31 protein-coding genes are annotated in these 20430 nt (G+C 23.3%); 27 read left to right on the top strand and 4 right to left on the bottom strand.

What is annotated here, in order from left to right; genetic code table 4:
- Positions 1 to 105 precede the first annotated feature (105 nt).
- The gene (locus AACK94_RS06335) at positions 106 to 267 is read left to right on the top strand and encodes a hypothetical protein (RefSeq protein WP_338975569.1); all 162 of its coding nucleotides are present in this window, start codon (positions 106 to 108) and stop codon (positions 265 to 267) included.
- An 8-nt stretch (positions 268 to 275) separates the two neighbouring features.
- Complete coding sequence (locus tag AACK94_RS06330; RefSeq protein ID WP_338975568.1) at positions 276 to 500, top strand: hypothetical protein; 225 nt, start codon at positions 276 to 278, stop codon at positions 498 to 500.
- Here AACK94_RS06330 and AACK94_RS06325 read toward each other — a convergent pair.
- The gene (locus AACK94_RS06325) at positions 487 to 957 is read right to left on the bottom strand and encodes a transposase (RefSeq protein ID WP_422397409.1); all 471 of its coding nucleotides are present in this window, start codon (positions 955 to 957) and stop codon (positions 487 to 489) included. The two genes, AACK94_RS06330 and AACK94_RS06325, sit on opposite strands and share 14 nt — an antisense overlap.
- Positions 958 to 1135: 178 nt before the next feature.
- Between AACK94_RS06325 and AACK94_RS06320 the strand changes: the two genes are divergently transcribed.
- On the top strand, positions 1136 to 2374 hold the full coding sequence (locus AACK94_RS06320; protein ID WP_338976371.1) for an IS256 family transposase: 1239 nt from the start codon (positions 1136 to 1138) through the stop codon (positions 2372 to 2374).
- Positions 2375 to 2435: 61 nt separating this feature from the next.
- On the opposite strand, the gene AACK94_RS06315 is transcribed toward AACK94_RS06320, so the two are convergent.
- Together AACK94_RS06315 and AACK94_RS06310 are read right to left on the bottom strand one after the other, a co-directional pair.
- Positions 2436 to 2687 carry an IS3 family transposase gene (locus AACK94_RS06315; protein WP_338975567.1) on the bottom strand — a complete coding sequence of 84 codons (252 nt, stop codon included), beginning with the start codon at positions 2685 to 2687 and terminating at the stop codon, positions 2436 to 2438.
- Between the two features lie 41 nt (positions 2688 to 2728).
- Positions 2729 to 3007 carry a transposase gene (locus AACK94_RS06310; RefSeq protein ID WP_338975565.1) on the bottom strand — a complete coding sequence of 93 codons (279 nt, stop codon included), beginning with the start codon at positions 3005 to 3007 and terminating at the stop codon, positions 2729 to 2731.
- 244 nt (positions 3008 to 3251) lie between these two features.
- On the opposite strand from AACK94_RS06310, the gene AACK94_RS06305 reads away from it, so the two are divergent.
- The 24 genes from AACK94_RS06305 to AACK94_RS06190 all read left to right on the top strand — a co-directional run bounded on the left by AACK94_RS06305 (position 3252) and on the right by AACK94_RS06190 (position 19942).
- Positions 3252 to 3410, top strand: coding sequence for a hypothetical protein (locus tag AACK94_RS06305; RefSeq protein ID WP_174480528.1), 159 nt, complete (start codon positions 3252 to 3254; stop codon positions 3408 to 3410).
- A gap of 137 nt (positions 3411 to 3547) precedes the next feature.
- On the top strand, positions 3548 to 3859 hold the full coding sequence (locus AACK94_RS06300; RefSeq protein ID WP_338975561.1) for a hypothetical protein: 312 nt from the start codon (positions 3548 to 3550) through the stop codon (positions 3857 to 3859).
- A complete protein-coding gene (locus AACK94_RS06295; protein ID WP_338975564.1) occupies positions 3852 to 4127 on the top strand; it encodes a hypothetical protein in 276 nt (91 codons plus the stop codon). Before AACK94_RS06300 ends, AACK94_RS06295 begins: the two co-directional genes overlap by 8 nt.
- Positions 4096 to 4857 (top strand): hypothetical protein, encoded by a 762-nt coding sequence (locus AACK94_RS06290; protein ID WP_338975563.1) that lies wholly within the window; start codon positions 4096 to 4098, stop codon positions 4855 to 4857. Before AACK94_RS06295 ends, AACK94_RS06290 begins: the two co-directional genes overlap by 32 nt.
- 16 nt (positions 4858 to 4873) lie before the next feature.
- Entirely contained in the window at positions 4874 to 5032 is a 159-nt protein-coding gene (locus tag AACK94_RS06285) for a hypothetical protein (protein ID WP_174480523.1), read from the top strand.
- Between the two features lie 34 nt (positions 5033 to 5066).
- On the top strand, positions 5067 to 5255 hold the full coding sequence (locus tag AACK94_RS06280) for a hypothetical protein (protein ID WP_338975562.1): 189 nt from the start codon (positions 5067 to 5069) through the stop codon (positions 5253 to 5255).
- A 13-nt stretch (positions 5256 to 5268) separates the two neighbouring features.
- Positions 5269 to 5646 carry a hypothetical protein gene (locus AACK94_RS06275; RefSeq protein ID WP_338975557.1) on the top strand — a complete coding sequence of 126 codons (378 nt, stop codon included), beginning with the start codon at positions 5269 to 5271 and terminating at the stop codon, positions 5644 to 5646.
- A 17-nt stretch (positions 5647 to 5663) separates the two neighbouring features.
- On the top strand, positions 5664 to 6848 hold the full coding sequence (locus tag AACK94_RS06270; RefSeq protein WP_338975556.1) for a hypothetical protein: 1185 nt from the start codon (positions 5664 to 5666) through the stop codon (positions 6846 to 6848).
- Between the two features lie 749 nt (positions 6849 to 7597).
- Entirely contained in the window at positions 7598 to 8110 is a 513-nt protein-coding gene (locus AACK94_RS06265; RefSeq protein WP_338975225.1) for a hypothetical protein, read from the top strand.
- A gap of 207 nt (positions 8111 to 8317) precedes the next feature.
- Positions 8318 to 8479, top strand: coding sequence for a hypothetical protein (locus AACK94_RS06260; RefSeq protein ID WP_338975224.1), 162 nt, complete (start codon positions 8318 to 8320; stop codon positions 8477 to 8479).
- Positions 8480 to 8487: 8 nt separating this feature from the next.
- Positions 8488 to 8961 (top strand): hypothetical protein, encoded by a 474-nt coding sequence (locus tag AACK94_RS06255; RefSeq protein ID WP_338975223.1) that lies wholly within the window; start codon positions 8488 to 8490, stop codon positions 8959 to 8961.
- The gene (locus tag AACK94_RS06250) at positions 8915 to 9208 is read left to right on the top strand and encodes a hypothetical protein (protein WP_338975222.1); all 294 of its coding nucleotides are present in this window, start codon (positions 8915 to 8917) and stop codon (positions 9206 to 9208) included. Before AACK94_RS06255 ends, AACK94_RS06250 begins: the two co-directional genes overlap by 47 nt.
- Before the next feature lie 3 nt (positions 9209 to 9211).
- Positions 9212 to 9370, top strand: a complete 159-nt coding sequence (locus AACK94_RS06245; RefSeq protein ID WP_174480528.1) for a hypothetical protein — start codon at positions 9212 to 9214, stop codon at positions 9368 to 9370.
- Positions 9371 to 9507: 137 nt separating this feature from the next.
- Positions 9508 to 9819: a hypothetical protein gene (locus AACK94_RS06240; RefSeq protein ID WP_338975561.1), complete on the top strand. Its 312-nt coding sequence runs from the start codon at positions 9508 to 9510 to the stop codon at positions 9817 to 9819.
- Positions 9812 to 10078 (top strand): hypothetical protein, encoded by a 267-nt coding sequence (locus tag AACK94_RS06235; RefSeq protein ID WP_338975560.1) that lies wholly within the window; start codon positions 9812 to 9814, stop codon positions 10076 to 10078. The genes AACK94_RS06240 and AACK94_RS06235 overlap by 8 nt, the downstream gene beginning before the upstream one ends.
- Positions 10047 to 10808, top strand: coding sequence for a hypothetical protein (locus AACK94_RS06230; RefSeq protein ID WP_338975559.1), 762 nt, complete (start codon positions 10047 to 10049; stop codon positions 10806 to 10808). Before AACK94_RS06235 ends, AACK94_RS06230 begins: the two co-directional genes overlap by 32 nt.
- Before the next feature lie 16 nt (positions 10809 to 10824).
- Positions 10825 to 10983, top strand: a complete 159-nt coding sequence (locus tag AACK94_RS06225) for a hypothetical protein (RefSeq protein ID WP_174480523.1) — start codon at positions 10825 to 10827, stop codon at positions 10981 to 10983.
- Positions 10984 to 11017: 34 nt separating this feature from the next.
- Entirely contained in the window at positions 11018 to 11197 is a 180-nt protein-coding gene (locus AACK94_RS06220; protein WP_338975558.1) for a hypothetical protein, read from the top strand.
- A 13-nt stretch (positions 11198 to 11210) separates the two neighbouring features.
- The gene (locus tag AACK94_RS06215) at positions 11211 to 11588 is read left to right on the top strand and encodes a hypothetical protein (RefSeq protein WP_338975557.1); all 378 of its coding nucleotides are present in this window, start codon (positions 11211 to 11213) and stop codon (positions 11586 to 11588) included.
- A 17-nt stretch (positions 11589 to 11605) separates the two neighbouring features.
- Entirely contained in the window at positions 11606 to 12790 is a 1185-nt protein-coding gene (locus AACK94_RS06210) for a hypothetical protein (RefSeq protein ID WP_338975556.1), read from the top strand.
- 14 nt (positions 12791 to 12804) lie between these two features.
- On the top strand, positions 12805 to 14445 hold the full coding sequence (locus AACK94_RS06205; RefSeq protein WP_338975555.1) for a hypothetical protein: 1641 nt from the start codon (positions 12805 to 12807) through the stop codon (positions 14443 to 14445).
- A gap of 65 nt (positions 14446 to 14510) precedes the next feature.
- The gene (locus AACK94_RS06200) at positions 14511 to 16589 is read left to right on the top strand and encodes a hypothetical protein (RefSeq protein ID WP_338975554.1); all 2079 of its coding nucleotides are present in this window, start codon (positions 14511 to 14513) and stop codon (positions 16587 to 16589) included.
- A 145-nt stretch (positions 16590 to 16734) separates the two neighbouring features.
- The gene (locus AACK94_RS06195) at positions 16735 to 17976 is read left to right on the top strand and encodes a hypothetical protein (RefSeq protein WP_338975553.1); all 1242 of its coding nucleotides are present in this window, start codon (positions 16735 to 16737) and stop codon (positions 17974 to 17976) included.
- Positions 17927 to 19942 carry a hypothetical protein gene (locus tag AACK94_RS06190; RefSeq protein ID WP_338975552.1) on the top strand — a complete coding sequence of 672 codons (2016 nt, stop codon included), beginning with the start codon at positions 17927 to 17929 and terminating at the stop codon, positions 19940 to 19942. The genes AACK94_RS06195 and AACK94_RS06190 overlap by 50 nt, the downstream gene beginning before the upstream one ends.
- Before the next feature lie 3 nt (positions 19943 to 19945).
- Here the strand turns inward: AACK94_RS06190 and AACK94_RS06185 are convergent, their stop codons facing one another.
- Positions 19946 to 20188: a hypothetical protein gene (locus AACK94_RS06185; protein ID WP_281749131.1), complete on the bottom strand. Its 243-nt coding sequence runs from the start codon at positions 20186 to 20188 to the stop codon at positions 19946 to 19948.
- Positions 20189 to 20430: the final 242 nt, after the last annotated feature.

Raw genomic sequence — 20430 nt, 5'->3', positions numbered from 1 at the left:
TAAAAATTGACCAATACCTTATTTAATATGTGACAGTTGTTATAACAAAATACCTAAATACCTTAAACAAACAGCAAAAATAATTGAAAAGGGATGATTTACATAATGGAAAAAAAGATTATTGAATATAAAGCAGGATTAATCAAACAAATTGATAGTTTACAAAAAAATAATTTAGTTTGTGGACATAAAGAGTTTATCGAAGAATGTAAATATTGCTGAAGTAATTGTGATTTAGAAATTATTAAAACAATTGTTAGAGGTTAATTTGATTAATGCAATATGACTTAATTATTGGAATTGACCCTGCTGGTATTGGTAGTAATGGAATTATTATATACTCAAATGAAACTAATAATATTGTTTTTAATGAAACATTTAAAACTAAAACAGTTTTAAAAAGCAAAAATCTATTTAAAGAATACTTTTTATTAATTAAAAAACATTTTGATAATAAAAAAATTGGAATGGCAACCCTTTTTAGGACTATTTTTTGGTAGACATTTGTTTTTGATAACTAACTGGAGTTAGGTAGTTTAGAGTACTGTGAATTCTTATGTTGTTATATCAATTGATGTAATCAAATAATTCTAATTTTAATTGGATTAATGATGTAAAATTTTTATCATTAATAAATTCAATTTTGAAAGTTTTAAAAGTTGCTTCAGCAACAGCATTGTCATAAGGACATCCTTTTTTGCTTAAAGATCGAGTTATGTTGAAAGCTAATAAAAGTTTATCAATAGTTTTATTATTGAATTCATTACCGCGATCAGTATGAAATATTTCAATATCTTTTAAACAGTGATTTGATTGCATAAATGCTTGATATACTAATGATGCATCTTTTTTAACTCCAACACTATGTCCAATAATTTCGCGGTTAAATAGGTCGATTAATAGGCAAATATAGTTTCATTTACCATTAACTTGAACATAAGTTAAATCACTAACAATAACTTCATTTTTAATTCTATTATTAAAGTTTCTATTAACAAGATTGGTTATTTGACTATCATTGACTTTATTATGATAATTTTTGGAAATGTTTAGTAATCTGTGTAACTTACAAAAATAACTATGTTTAATTAATTCTAGTAAATATAATTAAATGACTAGAAAGAGTGAGTTACAGATGGCTAAAAAAGATAACTTTAATAATAATGATCCAATATCAAAAGCAGTAGATTTATTACTAGAAAATACTGAAGATTTAACAACAGTTTTTAAATCTGGCGGTTTATATAAAGAATTAACAAAAAGATTAGTTGAAAAAATGTTGAATTCTGAGATGCAAAATTATTTGGGATATGAAAAGAATCAACATAGTAATAGTGACAATGCTCGTAATGGTACAAGTTCAAAAAAATTAATAACTCAACAAGGTAAAATTGAAATTGATGTACCAAGAGATCGCAATAGTAATTTTACTCCTGTAATAGTTCCTAAAAGGCAAAGAAGATTTGATGGTTTTGATCAACAAGTTCTTTCCTTGTATGCAAAAGGAATGACATTATCTGACATTAGAATGCAGTTGCAAGAGTTATATCATGGTGCTGATATTAGTGAAAGTGTTATTAGTCAAATTACTGATGATGTTATTGATGATGTTAAAGCATGACAAAATCGACCATTAGAAAGTATTTATCCTATTGTTTATTTTGATTGTATAGTAGTTAAAGTACGACAAGATAAACGGATTATTAACAAATCAGTTTATATAGCATTAGGAGTTGATTTAGAAGGCAAAAAAGATGTTTTAGGATTATGAATTAGTGAAAATGAAGGTTCTAAGTTTTGATTATCTAATTTCACAGAAATGAAAAATCGTGGCTTAAATGATATTCTTATTGCTTGTAGTGATAATTTAACAGGCATGTCAGAAGCAATACAATCAGTTTATCCTAAAACAGAACATCAATTATGCATTGTTCATCAAATTAGAAATAGTTTAAAATATGTTTCATACAAACATCGAAAATGTCTAGTTGCAGATTTAAAACCAATTTATAGTGCATGTAGTGAAGAACAAGCAATGCAAGCTTTAGAATCGTTTGAAAGTAAATGAAATAAACAATATCCTCAAATTACTAAATCTTGATATAAAAATTGAGATAATTTAATGGTTTTTATTAGTTATCCAGTAGAAATCAAAAGAGTGATTTATACTACAAATGCTATTGAATCTGTTAATAGTCAATTACGAAAAATCATCAGAAATAAAAAAGTTTTTCCTAATGATATGGCAGTTTTCAAAATATTTTACTTGGCAATTGAAAATATAACAAAAAAATGAACATTGCCTATTCAAAATTGAAATACAGCAATTGCTCATTTTATGATAAAATTTGAAGACAGAATTAATCTAAATTAGTAACTTTGTAAAACAAAGATACACAGATTATTAAAAAGCCTCACAGATTATTAAAAAGCCTCTAATTTTTGAATGATAATTTAGTGTATTTTGATATTAAATTATGCTTATTCATAATTTCTTTAATTTTTCTGCGTGATAAATAAATTTCTTGGTTTGCTAGTATGACTTTTAATCTTCTAGTACCATAAACTTCTTTATTTTCTTTAAAAGCACTAATAACAGCTTGTTCATAAATATTATTTTGAATTTTATTTTTTTTCTTTAAATTAAAATAATATGTTGATTTAGAGAGTTTTAAAAAATGACACATTGTGCGAATTTTATATTTAGATTTATTATTTGCAATAATCTCTACTTTCTGCCTATTATTAGTGCTGCTTGCTTTAAAATATCAATTTCCATTCGTAACTGTTTTAATTCTTTATTTGCTTGAATTAATTGTTTTTCTAAATCTGAAAGATTATCTTTAGTTTTAAAACTACCTGAATTAGTAAATTGCTTAATTCAATTGTAAGTAGCTGCTCTTGTAACATTGTATTCTTTAACAAGGCAAGATACTGATTTGCCACTTTGATATAAAGCTACTATTTGTTTTTTAAATTCATCTGAATATGAGTTAATAGTGACCATAATTATAATTCCTTTCTTTTAACTAATTTGTTCACTTGTCTATGTAATTAGTGTCCAATAAAGTGTAACCCATCCAGTTACTTTAATTTTTAACAACCCAAAATTTTATAGACGCTGTATTTTATTAAACAAAAACGATGAAATTATTGTAACTTGTCAAATTTTTAACACTTTAAATATTCCTAAAAATCGTGCATTTTGTTCAATAAATGTTAAATGATTTAAAAAATGAAAAGAGTAAAAAATGATATTATGAAAAATTTTATTAATAGTACCAATATTAATAACAAGCATAACACTAATAATATTTTTAATATTTATTAGTAAAGAATTAAAAAATGAATATAAAGTATTAAAAATATTAAGTGAAATTGCTAATCAAATTGAAAATAAGGAGAAATAATATGAAATATGAAGATAAATGTTCTATGTACAATAAAGTAAAAGAAAACTTTTTATCCAATACCTGTAATAGTTGTTGATTAGAATCAGTTAATAAATGAAATAGAAGAAGTTGAAGAAATTTAGGAAACATTGATAATGAATAAAGAAAATATACCATGTTGTTTTAGTGAAGTTAATGAACTTGGTAAACATATAACAAATTGTAATAATTTACCAACAAAATTAGATAAAGATAATGTTCAAGTAAGATATTTTTGTGATAAACATATGATAAAAGTTGAAAATATAAGAAGAAAAATTGCCCAAAAATATATTAATGAATATAAAGAAAAATTAATTTTAGATATCGATGAAATTATAAATGATAAAAATCCACATAGAACTTATACAGAATATGTCTTTTCTTTAAAAGAAAGAATTGAAAATGGAGAATTTGATAATGATTAAATTAAAAGATTTATTTGGTGAAGATAAAATAGAAATATTTTCACCAAATCCCAAAGATTTAACAGATAGTAATGATATAAAAGCATTGATTTTATGAAAATATCCCAATGTTATTGCTAAATATTTAATTGTTTCTCAACCACATGCTAATACTGCAATTTTAGTTGGAGATAACTTTAATTATCAAGGTTGAATAGAAGTTTTTATTAAACAGAAAGTAGAAGAAGTAGAAGAAAATGCCAAATGACATAACTGTACAATCAAGTAATTACACTTTATTAAAATTAATAAGAACTGGAGCAAGTCCATTATTTGGTGTGATAGGAACTTCTGCATACTATGGTCAACTTATTGGTAATCCAATATTAGGTAGTATAAATGCTTTATTATTTTCTAAAAAATTAGGAATTGATATATGAAATTTAAATCAAATGCCAAATTTAAAAAGTAAACTATTAAATTCAAGTAAAAAAATAGCATTAGGATTAGGAACAATTGGTTTAGCAAATTATAGTAAATTTACTGAAACAATAAATCCTATCACCCCAACTACAACCACTACAGAAACTCCGCCATGACCAGCATTAACATTATCAGTAACTAATAATAATGTTAATGACCAATCTTTAATGGATTGAGATACTTATATATCTTTAAATTCATATGGTATTGCAAATTTGGTTGCTGGAATTACAGAATTAATACCAAGTAAATTTGAAACTATACGTAAAATAGCAAATATGGCAACTGGTGGTTGTTTGATTAGTAGTGGTGTTGCTATGGGTATTAATAATGATTTTATGAATGCTTATGCAGTTCCGACTATTATTGCTGGTGCATCTGAAATTATCCATAATTTACTACCAATGGAAACAACTAATCATGTTGAAGAAATGCAAGAAACAACATTTACTAGTGAAAATGCAAGATTAATTAATGATGTTGTAGATAGAATATCACCAGTATATAGACCAACTACATATTATGACAGTTTATAAAGGAGGTGAGTAATTTATGAATAAAGAAAAATTAATTGAATATTATAATCACGAAATAAAAATACATAAAGAAAGGATGGAACAATTAAATAAAGAAATTTCTTTATTAGTAACTATTATAAGTAATTATCAGTCAATGGTTGAAAGAATTAATGGTGGTCAATTTGACGAATAATTAAAAAATAAATAATTGAAAGGAAAATATTGAAATGAAAGAATTATTGCATGAATTAATCATTATTGGAACAAGTGTAGGAACATTAATTTGCAGAGAATTAATTGTTTGATTTAAACGATTTATTACAACTCCAAAACATGTTCGAGCAAATAATAAAGTAATAAAACATCAAAAAAAATTAGCAAAATTAAATGAAAAAATTAATAAAGAAAATAAATAAAGGTGTAATGTAAATGTTAGAAAATGAAACTAATGTTCAAGAAACAACTGAACCTTTAACTGAAAATAATGATTTGCAAAAAGAACAAGAAACTAAGATTGTTGAATTAGAAAATAAGTTAAATAAACTTAATGAAGAAATTAAAGAAAAAGAAATGCTTAATATATTTAAAAAATATCAAGTTAAAAAAGAATTTTATGATTTTTTAAAATTTAAAACAAGTAATATAGAAAATTCAAAAGTAGAAGACACTATTAAAAAAATGATTAAAGAACAACCAGTATTTAAAGAACCAATTAATACAGGTGGTAAACAAGAAACAATATTAACAAATCAATCGAATTCAATAAAAAGTAGTTTATTGGATTATAAAAAGAAAAATAATTTATAACAGAAAGGAAAATAAAAATGGCAATTAATATTCAAACAAACTTAAATAATACAGAAAAACTAGTTGAAGCACCAGAATTTATTGAATTTTTCAAACAATCAAATAGTCCATGAGCAAACTTTTTTCCTATTGAAATAGTTAATTCTACTAAAATAGAATTTATTATTAAAGTTCCAAAAGACCCATCAATTAAAGTTATTGCATGAAATGATAAAAGTCAAAGAATAGATGTAACTTATGCACAAACTGATACTATTCCAAAAATAATTGAAAAATTATATGTTGCTGGTGAAACTATTGCAGCAGTTGACTTAAATGCTGAAAATGGACAAAATTTATTAGAAAGTATGCAATATGAAGTCGCTAATGATTTAGCAGATAAATTAGCAACTGATGATATACAAGTAATTAGCGATAACGGAACTAAAGTAATAATTAGTGACACATCACCAACAGGGCATATACAGGCAATGTTATCTGCTTGAAATACTTTATTTCAATTAAGAAATAGTGCAAATTGTCGTTTCTTTATTACAAATAATCTTTATGATACTATTGTTTATTTGGCTAATAATAAAGGTTTAATTACAGATAACCAAATTGCTCAACAACTAAGATTAAATGGTAATGATTTATATATAAAAGGTGTATTATGTCAAATTGTAATGGATGATTATATGACATTTACTGATAGTGAAAATAAAAAACAAATTATACCTTTTATTTTAGCAACACCAAGAGCAATGAAAAGATATATGTTACAACAAACAATTGTTTATGTTCAAGAAATTGCTGATGGCAAACTTGGTAGAGCATATAAAGTTGGTGGTGAAGTACTAGGTCAATCAATTCCTTATATGTCAAAAAAAGAAACAACATCACGTTGAATGCTATGTGGAATTATTACTAAAACAGATTTAAGTAGTAAACTTACAATTTTAACAACTGATATTACTGCTAATACGAATAGAAAAAATCAATTACTAGATACAGCAATAAAAAATGCAAGAGAAATTACTGGTTTGAATCCAGCATTAGATTTAGTACATGCAAATATTAAATATTTTAGTGATGCACAAGGCAAAACTGATGTAAGTAATCAAAATCAAAAAGCAGGAGATTTATATGTAATTATTACTGCAGATATTAATGATGCAAATTATCAAGGTTCAACAAATCCTATAAAAATAACTCTTAAATAATAAGGACATTAATTATGCCTATTGGTACAGCAAATACAGCCACACGTAGAGGGAGCGTACCGAAGATGTCGATAACTAAAAAGTTTTAAAAATAGCTCCTTTCTTTTTTAAATCCTTAAATTAAAAATAAATGACAAAAGATGAGAATAAAAATCTTGTCTTTTTTTGTAATTGTAAAATTTTAAAATTTTTAATAACCCTCTTTAACGCTATTATCAACACGTGTTAGGGAACTAAAAAAGTGAACTACAACACAGTTGTTAAAAATAGTAGCTAGCATGTGGACTTGCATGGATAAATAAAAAGTGGAGTGATACCTAATAAAATATACTAACCATTTAATGGTAATTCTTGGGGTGGGAGCGGATTGGAAACTAGTATATATAGACCTGCTTAGGGAACCTACTATATTAATTCTATTCTTTATTTAACCAACCTTGCCACTCACCAGTGAGCAAGTGTTGGTTTTATTTTTTATTTTTTTTGAAAAATTTTTGGGCGAGAAAATAAATTTCAAACTTGTAAAAAACATTGAGCGGTGCCGGTTCAATTAAAATATTAATTTGCTAAATGCAAATTAAATAAATATTGAATCGAATGCCTCAATGTTTTTTAAAATTTCACAATTTATTTTTGAGCCCAGAATTTCTGGAATGAATAAAACTAATAATAGTATTATTAATAATTTAAAAATCAAAATATATGTCCTTTATGCTAGAAGCAACAGGACATATTAGGAAAGGATTATTATGCAAATAGAATTTAAAAAAGAACAAATTGTTAAAGATAAACCACAATCTATTCTTATTGATTATGTTGAATATAAATTATCACTTCCAAAATGAATGATTAAAAATAATTCTTTTATTGTTGATAATAATTACACATATTGGGTTTTTAATTCTGAAAATATTAAAAGAGAATTAAATGGTGATGAATTAACAAAATTATTAGAACCATATATTTCTGAACAGAAAATAACTGTTAATAAACCAGAAACACCCAAAGAATATTATCTTAATGATATAAAACTTGAACCATTAACATTTTATGAACAGCATAATAGTTGATTTATTGGTGAAATAACTGATAGTAAAACAAAGATTACTAATCCTTGTTTTAAATATAATGTTACATGAGAAGAAAACAGAAAAGGTTTTAAACTAAATAATCCATATAACCATAATGATTTGTCAATTAATTATATAGTCACTTCTTATAAACATATTTTAACTCATAATGAAAAGATATTTTATTTATAAAGAAAAAAACTATGAATAATAAAAATAAAAAATGTGAATTAAGAGTTTGTATGGATAAAGTTTGAAAAGAATGTATTAATAATTCTACTAAAACTATTAAATATAAAAATTGACCAATACCTTATTTAATATGTGACAGTTGTTATAACAAAATACCTAAATACCTTAAACAAACAGCAAAAATAATTGAAAAGGATGATTTACATAATGGAAAAAAAGATTATTGAATATAAAGTAGGATTAATCAAACAAATTGATAGTTTACAAAAAAATAATTTAGTTTGTGGACATAAAGAGTTTATCGAAGAATGTAAATATTGCTGAAGTAATTGTGATTTAGAAATTATTAAAACAATTGTTAGAGGTTAATTTGATTAATGCAATATGACTTAATTATTGGAATTGACCCTGCTGGTATTGGTAGTAATGGAATTATTATATACTCAAATGAAACTAATAATATTGTTTTTAATGAAACATTTAAAACTAAAACAGTTTTAAAAAGCAAAAATCTATTTAAAGAATACTTTTTATTAATTAAAAAACATTTTGATAATAAAAAAATATTAGTTATTGTAGAAAATTTCTTTTTAAATTCAAAACAATTATTAACAAATCCATTAGCAACTCCTAAAATTATTGGTGCTTTAATAGTATTAGCAGAAGATGTTATGAATTGAGATTATTTAGAAAGTGAACCAAAAAATAAAAACAAAATAGAAAATTATAAAGGAAATATAAAATTAACAAAACATGAACAAGATGCATATAAGCATATTAAATATTATTTAAGGAATTATAAAAATGAAAGAGAAAGCCAATTATGTCAAATTAACAGTAAAACTGAGTAACACTATTGAAACAAAATATTACGAAAAAGGTAATAAAGAATTATATTATAGTGTTCGAGGTCAATGAAATGGATTAAACTATGTTACTTTAATTTTTAACAACCCAAAATTTTATAGACGCTGTATTTTATTAAACAAAAACGATGAAATTATTGTAACTGGTCAAATTTTTAACACTTTAAATATTCCTAAAAATCGTGCATTTTGTTCAATAAATGTTAAATGATTTAAAAAATGAAAAGAGTAAAAAATGATATTATGAAAAATTTTATTAATAGTACCAATATTAATAACAAGCATAACACTAATAATATTTTTAATATTTATTAGTAAAGAATTAAAAAATGAATATAAAGTATTAAAAATATTAAGTGAAATTGCTAATCAAATTGAAAATAAGGAGAAATAATATGAAATATGAAGATAAATGTTCTATGTACAATAAAGTAAAAGAAAACTTTTTATCCAATACCTGTAATAGTTGTTGATTAGAATCAGTTAATAAATGAAATAGAAGAAGTTGAAGAAATTTAGGAAACATTGATAATGAATAAAGAAAATATACCATGTTGTTTTAGTGAAGTTAATGAACTTGGTAAACATATAACAAATTGTAATAATTTACCAACAAAATTAGATAAAGATAATGTTCAAGTAAGATATTTTTGTGATAAACATATGATAAAAGTTGAAAATATAAGAAGAAAAATTGCCCAAAAATATATTAATGAATATAAAGAAAAATTAATTTTAGATATCGATGAAATTATAAATGATAAAAATCCACATAGAACTTATACAGAATATGTCTTTTCTTTAAAAGAAAGAATTGAAAATGGAGAATTTGATAATGATTAAATTAAAAGATTTATTTGGTGAAGATAAAATAGAAATATTTTCACCAAATCCCAAAGATTTAACAGATAGTAATGATATAAAAGCATTGATTTTATGAAAATATCCCAATGTTATTGCTAAATATTTAATTGTTTCTCAACCACATGCTAATACTGCAATTTTAGTTGGAGATAACTTTAATTATCAAGGTTGAATAGAAGTTTTTATTAAACAGAAAGTAGAAGAAAATGCCAAATGACATAACTGTACAATCAAGTAATTACAATTTATTAAAATTAATAAGAACTGGAGCAAGTCCATTATTTGGTATGATAGGAACTTCTGCATACTATGGTCAACTTATTGGTAATCCAATATTAGGTAGTATAAATGCTTTATTATTTTCTAAAAAATTAGGAATTGATATATGAAATTTAAATCAAATGCCAAATTTAAAAAGTAAACTATTAAATTCAAGTAAAAAAATAGCATTAGGATTAGGAACAATTGGTTTAGCAAATTATAGTAAATTTACTGAAACAATAAATCCTATCACCCCAACTACAACCACTACAGAAACTCCGCCATGACCAGCATTAACATTATCAGTAACTAATAATAATGTTAATGACCAATCTTTAATGGATTGAGATACTTATATATCTTTAAATTCATATGGTATTGCAAATTTGGTTGCTGGAATTACAGAATTAATACCAAGTAAATTTGAAACTATACGTAAAATAGCAAATATGGCAACTGGTGGTTGTTTGATTAGTAGTGGTGTTGCTATGGGTATTAATAATGATTTTATGAATGCTTATGCAGTTCCGACTATTATTGCTGGTGCATCTGAAATTATCCATAATTTACTACCAATGGAAACAACTAATCATGTTGAAGAAATGCAAGAAACAACATTTACTAGTGAAAATGCAAGATTAATTAATGATGTTGTAGATAGAATATCACCAGTATATAGACCAACTACATATTATGACAGTTTATAAAGGAGGTGAGTAATTTATGAATAAAGAAAAATTAATTGAATATTATAATCACGAAATAAAAATACATAAAGAAAGGATGGAACAATTAAATAAAGAAATTTCTTTATTAGTAACTATTATAAGTAATTATCAGTCAATGGTTGAAAGAATTAATGGTGGTCAATTTGACGAATAATTAAAAAATAAATAATTGAAAGGAAAATATTGAAATGAAAGAATTATTGCATGAATTAATCATTATTGGAACAAGTGTAGGAACATTAATTTGCAGAGAATTAATTGTTTGATTTAAACGATTTATTACAACTCCAAAACATGTTCGAGCAAATAATAAAGTAATAAAACATAAAAAAAAATTAGCAAAATTAAATGAAAAAATTAATAAATAAAGGTGTAATGTAAATGTTAGAAAATGAAACTAATGTTCAAGAAACAACTGAACCTTTAACTGAAAATAATGATTTGCAAAAAGAACAAGAAACTAAGATTGTTGAATTAGAAAATAAGTTAAATAAACTTAATGAAGAAATTAAAGAAAAAGAAATGCTTAATATATTTAAAAAATATCAAGTTAAAAAAGAATTTTATGATTTTTTAAAATTTAAAACAAGTAATATAGAAAATTCAAAAGTAGAAGACACTATTAAAAAAATGATTAAAGAACAACCAGTATTTAAAGAACCAATTAATACAGGTGGTAAACAAGAAACAATATTAACAAATCAATCGAATTCAATAAAAAGTAGTTTATTGGATTATAAAAAGAAAAATAATTTATAACAGAAAGGAAAATAAAAATGGCAATTAATATTCAAACAAACTTAAATAATACAGAAAAACTAGTTGAAGCACCAGAATTTATTGAATTTTTCAAACAATCAAATAGTCCATGAGCAAACTTTTTTCCTATTGAAATAGTTAATTCTACTAAAATAGAATTTATTATTAAAGTTCCAAAAGACCCATCAATTAAAGTTATTGCATGAAATGATAAAAGTCAAAGAATAGATGTAACTTATGCACAAACTGATACTATTCCAAAAATAATTGAAAAATTATATGTTGCTGGTGAAACTATTGCAGCAGTTGACTTAAATGCTGAAAATGGACAAAATTTATTAGAAAGTATGCAATATGAAGTCGCTAATGATTTAGCAGATAAATTAGCAACTGATGATATACAAGTAATTAGCGATAACGGAACTAAAGTAATAATTAGTGACACATCACCAACAGGACATATACAGGCAATGTTATCTGCTTGAAATACTTTATTTCAATTAAGAAATAGTGCAAATTGTCGTTTCTTTATTACAAATAATCTTTATGATACTATTGTTTATTTGGCTAATAATAAAGGTTTAATTACAGATAACCAAATTGCTCAACAACTAAGATTAAATGGTAATGATTTATATATAAAAGGTGTATTATGTCAAATTGTAATGGATGATTATATGACATTTACTGATAGTGAAAATAAAAAACAAATTATACCTTTTATTTTAGCAACACCAAGAGCAATGAAAAGATATATGTTACAACAAACAATTGTTTATGTTCAAGAAATTGCTGATGGCAAACTTGGTAGAGCATATAAAGTTGGTGGTGAAGTACTAGGTCAATCAATTCCTTATATGTCAAAAAAAGAAACAACATCACGTTGAATGCTATGTGGAATTATTACTAAAACAGATTTAAGTAGTAAACTTACAATTTTAACAACTGATATTACTGCTAATACGAATAGAAAAAATCAATTACTAGATACAGCAATAAAAAATGCAAGAGAAATTACTGGTTTGAATCCAGCATTAGATTTAGTACATGCAAATATTAAATATTTTAGTGATGCACAAGGCAAAACTGATGTAAGTAATCAAAATCAAAAAGCAGGAGATTTATATGTAATTATTACTGCAGATATTAATGATGCAAATTATCAAGGTTCAACAAATCCTATAAAAATAACTCTTAAATAATAAGGACATTAATTATGCCTATTGGTACAGCAAATACAGCCACACTCTTAAAAATAAATAAACCCAAACATACCAGAATTAGTCAACAACAAGAACATAAAAGTTTATGATGAGAAATTTTAGAAATGATTGGTGTACAAGTTATAGTAGTAGCACTTGCTCCTTTTACTGGTGGTTTAAGTGAAGATTTAGCACTTGGATTAGGTGCAAGTGATTTAATTGCTAGTATTAGTGCTGTTGGTGTAGAATTTTTAACTGATTTTACTATTAATCAAGTTTATGATTATTTAAAAGGAAATGTAACACCATTAAATACTTTTTTTAATATATTACCAGCATTTGCTGGACTTAATAAAATTAGTCGTGGTTATCGTACAACTAAATTTATTAAGTTAGCACAAAAAACTAAAACATTAGAACAAGTTGGTATTAAAGAAGCAAAAAACTTACAAGAAATTATTAGTCAAGTAAGTGGAAAAGAAATTTTAACAGATAAAATTATTGGTAATAAACGTTATTTAATGAAGTATAGTTTTACTCCTAATCGTGAAACAGTATTACGAGATTTAGGATATGTTGCTGAAAGACAATATAAGAATAATTTTCAAAAACTAGAAACAGAAAAATTAATGGAACACTTATTATTACAAAATACATTAATAAAATTAAGTCCACAATTAACTCCTAAATTTAAAATTAAAGATATTGAAAAAGCAAATAACTTTTTAAAAAAATTTAATACTGATTTAAAAGAAGTATTAAAAATGAATCAACATGATTGATTAAATTTAGTTCATACAATACATACAGAAAATAGATATGGAAAAACTTTAATTTTAGATTTACAAAAAATTCGTGCTAATGCTATTAAATTTAATTTTAAAAATAATGTTATTCATCAACTTGTTTTAAAAGCAAATCAAACTTTTAAATATTTTGATATTAGATTTTATTTAAAAAAAGGTTTAAATAAATTTTGAAAAGATACACCATATTTTGAAAAAATACGAGAAAGTATATATAAATTACAAGAAAAATTTGAAAAGTTAGAAAAACAAGTATTTGAAAAAATTCAGAAATTAAAAGAAAAAGCAACTGATTTATTTACTAGTGCAGAAAAAAGAGCAATTAAACACGCACAATTAATTCCATTAAATTCACCAGTATTTATGGGTTGTAAAATTCAACCTTTGTCATTAGATAAATGTGCAATTACTATTTATCATCGCAATCCTAAATATAACCCAATTACAGTTGTTGATAGTATTCTTAAAGCAAAAACTTTTGTTACTCAAATACATCCATTCCATTGATATCGTTGATATAGTGGTTGATACATTGGTTATGGAGTTAATCAAAATAAATGATTAAAAGCAATAGCATTTGCTCCACCAGTGGTGCAACAAGTAATTAGAGATAGTTTTAAAGTATATAGAGAAATATTTAGAACTATTAGAACTTATCATAAAGTAGTAAATGTTATTAATAATCCTATTGAAAATATTAACAAATCATTTAAAAATGTTGGTTTAAAATTTAGTGTTAATACTTTATTTGGTACTGGATTATTACATCATTTAGAAAAGTTTGCATATAGTCAAGTTGTAACAAAAAGTAAGAAAAAAATAAAATACAAAAAGAAATTGAACATATAACACATAAAAAAACAAAAAAACATACTCATCATTATAAACAAGCATTTTTTAAGGAATGATAAATTATGATTAATAAACTTTGAACTGATGTCAGTCTTGAAAATTATAATAACTGATATCCATTAACTGGAAAAATTACAGAAACTCCACAACAATATATACAAACATGATCAAATATTAATGATTGATTTATAACTTTTGCTATTCGCGCGCAAAATGATATTAATGCTTATCTTGATTTTATTTTATCTAAATTTCCTTTTGATAGTTTTAAAGATGAATTCATTAAAGAAACATTAAGAGATATGGTTTATGTTATGGTTGAACATTGAGTATTTAATCGTACACCAATTGAATTTAATGTTGATGCTACTATTCAATTTAATAATGGTAATCAATTTAGTGCAAATAGTACTCCTACAATTAATGTTTGAGATTTAGCACCTAGTAGAATGAAAATATGAGCAAGATTAACAGAATTAAAACAAATATTTTCAAGTTATAATAATGATGAAATAGATGTTGAAAAAATTGACTTAAAAGCATTTTATACTAGAAATCAAGTTGATGAATTAATTAAAGAACAAAAAGAATTTACATTATTAAAACAAATTAAATTATATGATGATTTAGTTGATGATAATGAAAATGAAATATATAGAGGTCCTATTAGTAAATTTGTTAATAAAGGTTATGTTGCAACTGGTTATGATAAAGAAACTGAAACAATGATTTTAGATTGACCAGATGAAATTGGAACATTACCACCAGAAGCATTACAAAATAATCCGCAAATTGGTGATTTTACTCATGCACCAACTTGTGATTTTTCTGCTAAACAACAAAAACGAATTACTACTAATGAAAATGAAATTACCAAATTAAATAGTGAATTAACTAAAACAAATGAAAACATTGATGATATCAAAAATAATTGATTTAATATTGAAACTAGTCCTTTATGAAAAAAAGTTGAAAATAATAATATAGAAATGTTGAAATGATATTTTATTAAAATCAGTTATCACTATTCAACAGAAAATAACTTTATGAAATTTTATAAAATAATTAAAATTTATTTAAATAATATTTTTCATGAATTTGAATTGTTAAATGTTGATTCCATGACTTATAAAGAACAAATACAAAATGAAAATATTTTAAATATTGGAACTATTTACTATGACAATAGAAATAAAAAATTTAGTGGTGGAGGTAATTCCTATCCTGAACGTGGAAAAATTAATTTAATTGGTGATATACAAGAAATATATCAATATCAAGGAATAGATACACCAACTGAATTTATAACAGAAGAAAGTACTGAACATGATTATTACACAAAACTAGAAACTAATAATTTATTAGATAAAAAGCAAAATATCAATGATGATGCTTTACAAAAAGTTTCTAAACAAATAGTTCCTGCAATTAATGAAATCAATAATAAAATTCCTAATTTATCTGATTATTATAAAAAAGAAGAAGTAGATAAAAAATTAGAAGATGTAAAATCACAATTTCCTATTGCATTTCAAATAAATGCTATTAGTGCAGAAATTCCTAATTTAGAAACTACTGATAAAACTATTGCCGGTGCTATTAATGAATTAAAAGAAAAAATAAAAGATAAAAAATTTTCAAATGATTATTTTAAATATAATACTGAAACAAATGAAATTGCATTAAATGATGAAGAAAATTCATTACTTGGTAAAGATTTATTAGAAAATAATGAATATAAATTATTAAAAACTCAAAATAAAAAATTATTACAAGCAATTAATGAAATATTAGAAAAACAACCACAACCCAGTCCAAGTGGTTCAAATTGAAAAGAAGTAGGTAAAGTCGTAGTAGATAAAAATAATATTACACATATAGAATATATATTTAAAGATAAAACACATTATAGAATATATTATAGTTTTGGTGATTATACTAGTAAAGAAAATAATAAAAATTATAGTTGACAAATAATTAATTTTTATTATCAATTAGATACAAATGTTTTAAAAAGTAGTTTATGAATATCAAATAATAATGTTAATGCGGATACTGAAATTAATATTTATAATAATAGAATAATGCGGGGTATGGGTAGAGATTATATTTTTAAAAAATTAGAAGAATTACAGGAATAATATTATGTTTTTTAAAATTATAAAAATTATTTTAGGTTTAATAGGAGTAATTTTATCATCAGCAACAGCAGGTTTAATTATATTTATTATTATAAAAATTGTATTAAAAATTAATCAAATATTTTAAAAAAAGGTGGTGAATATTATGTTAAGTCTATTTAAAAGAAAAGAAAAAAGTAATATTAGTGATAATCAAAATGAAAAAGTAAAATTTTTAACTAATAAAAATAAAAGTACTCATGCTTCAATTTTAAATTATTTTGGTTTTAATGATTTTAACCATGAAACTTATTTCACTGATTTTGTAGCAGAAAATAATGCTAATTTATATAATGCTCCATTAGATATTAATAATGAAACTATTAAACAATATTTAATTCAACAAGAATTTTACAGAAAAAATTGAAATTCAATTTTTAAATTAAGTAAATTAGGAATTAGTGCTTATTTAATTTATATTGCTAATGATGACTTATATTTTCAAGTAGTAGATATACAACAAAGAGTTTATGATATTACTGGTAAATTAATTGAATGTACTATTTTTTATGATAGTTATGAACAAAATGCACAAATGGTAAGATTATTTGAAGTTTATACATTAAATAATGAACAAATAACTATTAATCGTGCAATTTATAGTATTAGTGATAATAAAAAACAATTTCCATTAGATTTTAAATCATTCATTAATAACCCTAATTTAGCACAAGAACAAACACTAAATATTAACTATATACCAATAGCAATTATGAGAAATAAAGCAAATGAGCTAGCAGATTGTAATAAAGTAATGGATAAAATTAAAGCATTAGATGTTATTTATGAACAAATTGTTTTAGATACTATTTTAAACTCACCTAAATTTATATTTAGTCAAACTTATGGCAATGTTCAATCTTTAATAGAAGACGCAGTAAGAACATTAGTTACTAAAAATTACATATTTAAAAGCGGTGGAGATAATAATGAACAAAACGAAAATATCAATATGACAAATAGTAATTTTAAAGGTAAAAATTTAACTGATATATATGATTGAAATGTTAATGAAATATTTAAACGTTGTGGTATTCATATACCAAGTCAAAAGAAATCAGCACAACAATCAGTTCCCGAAAGTACAGCAGTAAATATTTCAACTATTAATTATATTGAACAAAAATTATGACAATTTAATATTGATATTCTTAAATTTATTCAAATATTAGTAAGTGTAGATAAAGATTTATTAAATAGTAAAACATTTAATATTAATGATGATCAAGAAATTAATAATTTAACAGTTAAATTAAAATTATTTAATCCCGAAAATAACCAATTAATAGGAGAGAACAATGGAAAACAACAACAAACCACAAACGAAATTTCCACAGAAACAAACTAAACTTAATCAAGCAGAAGTAGAAAATGATTATTTAATTGATAACATTCCTTATGACTTTACTAATATGATGCGTGCTACTAGTGACCCAGATATTAATAGAGCATATGATGAATTTAAAAAAAGAACGATATATATTTATGAAATTGAACGTTTATTTAAAAATAATGAAAATAATAGTTTAAAATTTTCAGCAAATACTATTAAAATAGGTTTTATTGATATTGATAAAGTATTAAAAACTACTGCTGTTGAAACATCTGATTTTACTATGCAATTAAATCAAAGAGCAAGTACTAATATTAATGATAATACAATTGAATATAGTATGACTGATATTAAAAATTTAATATTTCAAGAAATAAATTTATTAAATCAATTTAAGTTATGTGCAGTTAGTATAAATGAACCTTTAACTGAAAATAATATTGATAATTTATATATAATTAATAATTATTCACAACCTTATCAAAATCCAAAAACTAGAAGTACTAAAAGTATAACTATTATTAAAATTAAAGATTTTAAAACAAGAGATGGTTATCCAATCATTATTAAATTACAAAAACCATTAGATAAAGATACAAAAGTTACTGGTTTAAAAATTAAAGCCCCTAGAAGCATGATTTTTGGCAATATAAAGGTACTTGGTGAAGTTGACAATATGGAAGTATACCCAAAGTTATTTGTTAAAAATAAGATAGCATTTCCGCTGTTATCAATGCCTATTGAAACTCAACCAAAAGTTAGAATTTTACAACAATGATTTAGTGAGCAAATATTACCTTGAAATTTAGCAAAACAATTTATCGGACAAGAAAAATCAGTTTTAGATTTAATTAAAATTAGTAGTGGTTCTGTAACAAGAAGAGAAGTTATTAATAATGCAAGAATAACTCATGCTTGATTAGGATATGAGTTTAGTAATGTTTTAGGTGGTAAATGACCATTAAAAAGTCAAAAAGAATTAAAGGATAAAGAAGTTTGAGATTTTGTAGGTGAAAGTCAATTTTATAGTTATATTGCAACTAATAATAAATTTAATGATATTGAAATTGAAATTAAAGATGCACCAACTATTGATAGCTTACAACAATTATTATTAGATATGCTAAGTTATACCTATAATTATAATCGTAATTTTGATGGCGCAGATTATGATGATAAAAATGAAATAGCAAAATTACGTGATAAATTCTCAGGTCAAAAACCTGATGAAGTTATTACTAATTTATTTAGAAAATGAGAACTTGATTATCCAAATTACATAAATTTGCAACAAGTTAAAATATTTAAACAAGTATTTATTATGTTATCAAAGTATATTTATTCAACATTATCAATAAATAAAGGTCTAAATGATGATAATAAAATTTTATTACCTTATTATTTTGAATTAAAATCAAATCCTATACATTCTAATAAGGATAATAGTTGAAAATATAAAGATGTAAAAGTAATACTAAAATCTGAATATTTTGATTTTACAGATATGAATAATATTAAATTAAAAAATAATGATATTAGTCAAAATGAATTATTTAAACTTGATGATAATCAATTTAATTGATTATCTATTACAAATGAATTAGAAAGCAATAATATTCCGTCATTAATTCCAGCAGATTGAACATTAGGAAATGGCGAATATGGAAAATACTTTACAAGAGTAATTATTAGTAACAATAAAATTGAGAATGCTTTAAATTTATATGGTTCAAATAAATCTCAATTATTTTCTAAATTAGAATTTTATGAAGAGATATTACAAATTGATAATAAAAATGAATTTGAATTGCAAATTAAAAATCCAATTAATAATTTAAATCGGATTGAAATTAGTGGAATATTTGGTGCTGGTAATTATTATTTAATTTTAATAACTGACAAACAAGAAATAAACTTAACTAATATTAATTTATTTGACAAATATAATGAAAATATTTCTTATATTAATTTAGAAATTTAAATGTTATTTATTAAAATAACCATATGGATAATTGCCATCTCATGGTATATCTATTCTTTCAATAGTATCTCCACCATTATAAAATTTTGTTTTTTTAGGATTATCAGCAAAGTATATTTTAAATTCACTTTTTATAGAAACTGAAATACCATGAATGTCAGACATTCATATTTTCTGAACACCCATTATAGGTTTTTTATATGAATTTAAATAATATTTAAGTCCACTAAGATTATGGGTAAGCACCTCCCATGATTAATCCTATTGTTCCAGTTGTAGCACCAGTTAGTGCTAATGCTAATGTTATTTTACTTAAATTTGCTTTTATTCATGTTTTCATATTAAATTACTCCTTTTTTCCTTGATTTTACTTATAAACTGTACTATTTTTGATTATTTTTACAAGTACGTTTTTAAACGCAAAATAACGCCTAAATAAAAGGCGTTTATTTTGTGATACCTATACTATTAATGATATTGTAGTTGTT

The sequence above is a fragment of the Spiroplasma endosymbiont of Monopis laevigella genome (genome assembly GCF_964019975.1).
Lineage (GTDB): Bacteria > Bacillota_I > Bacilli_A > Mycoplasmatales > VBWQ01 > Spiroplasma_E > Spiroplasma_E ixodetis_A.
Note: the sequence above shows the minus strand (reverse complement) of the source record. Positions and strands in the feature narration are given on the sequence as shown.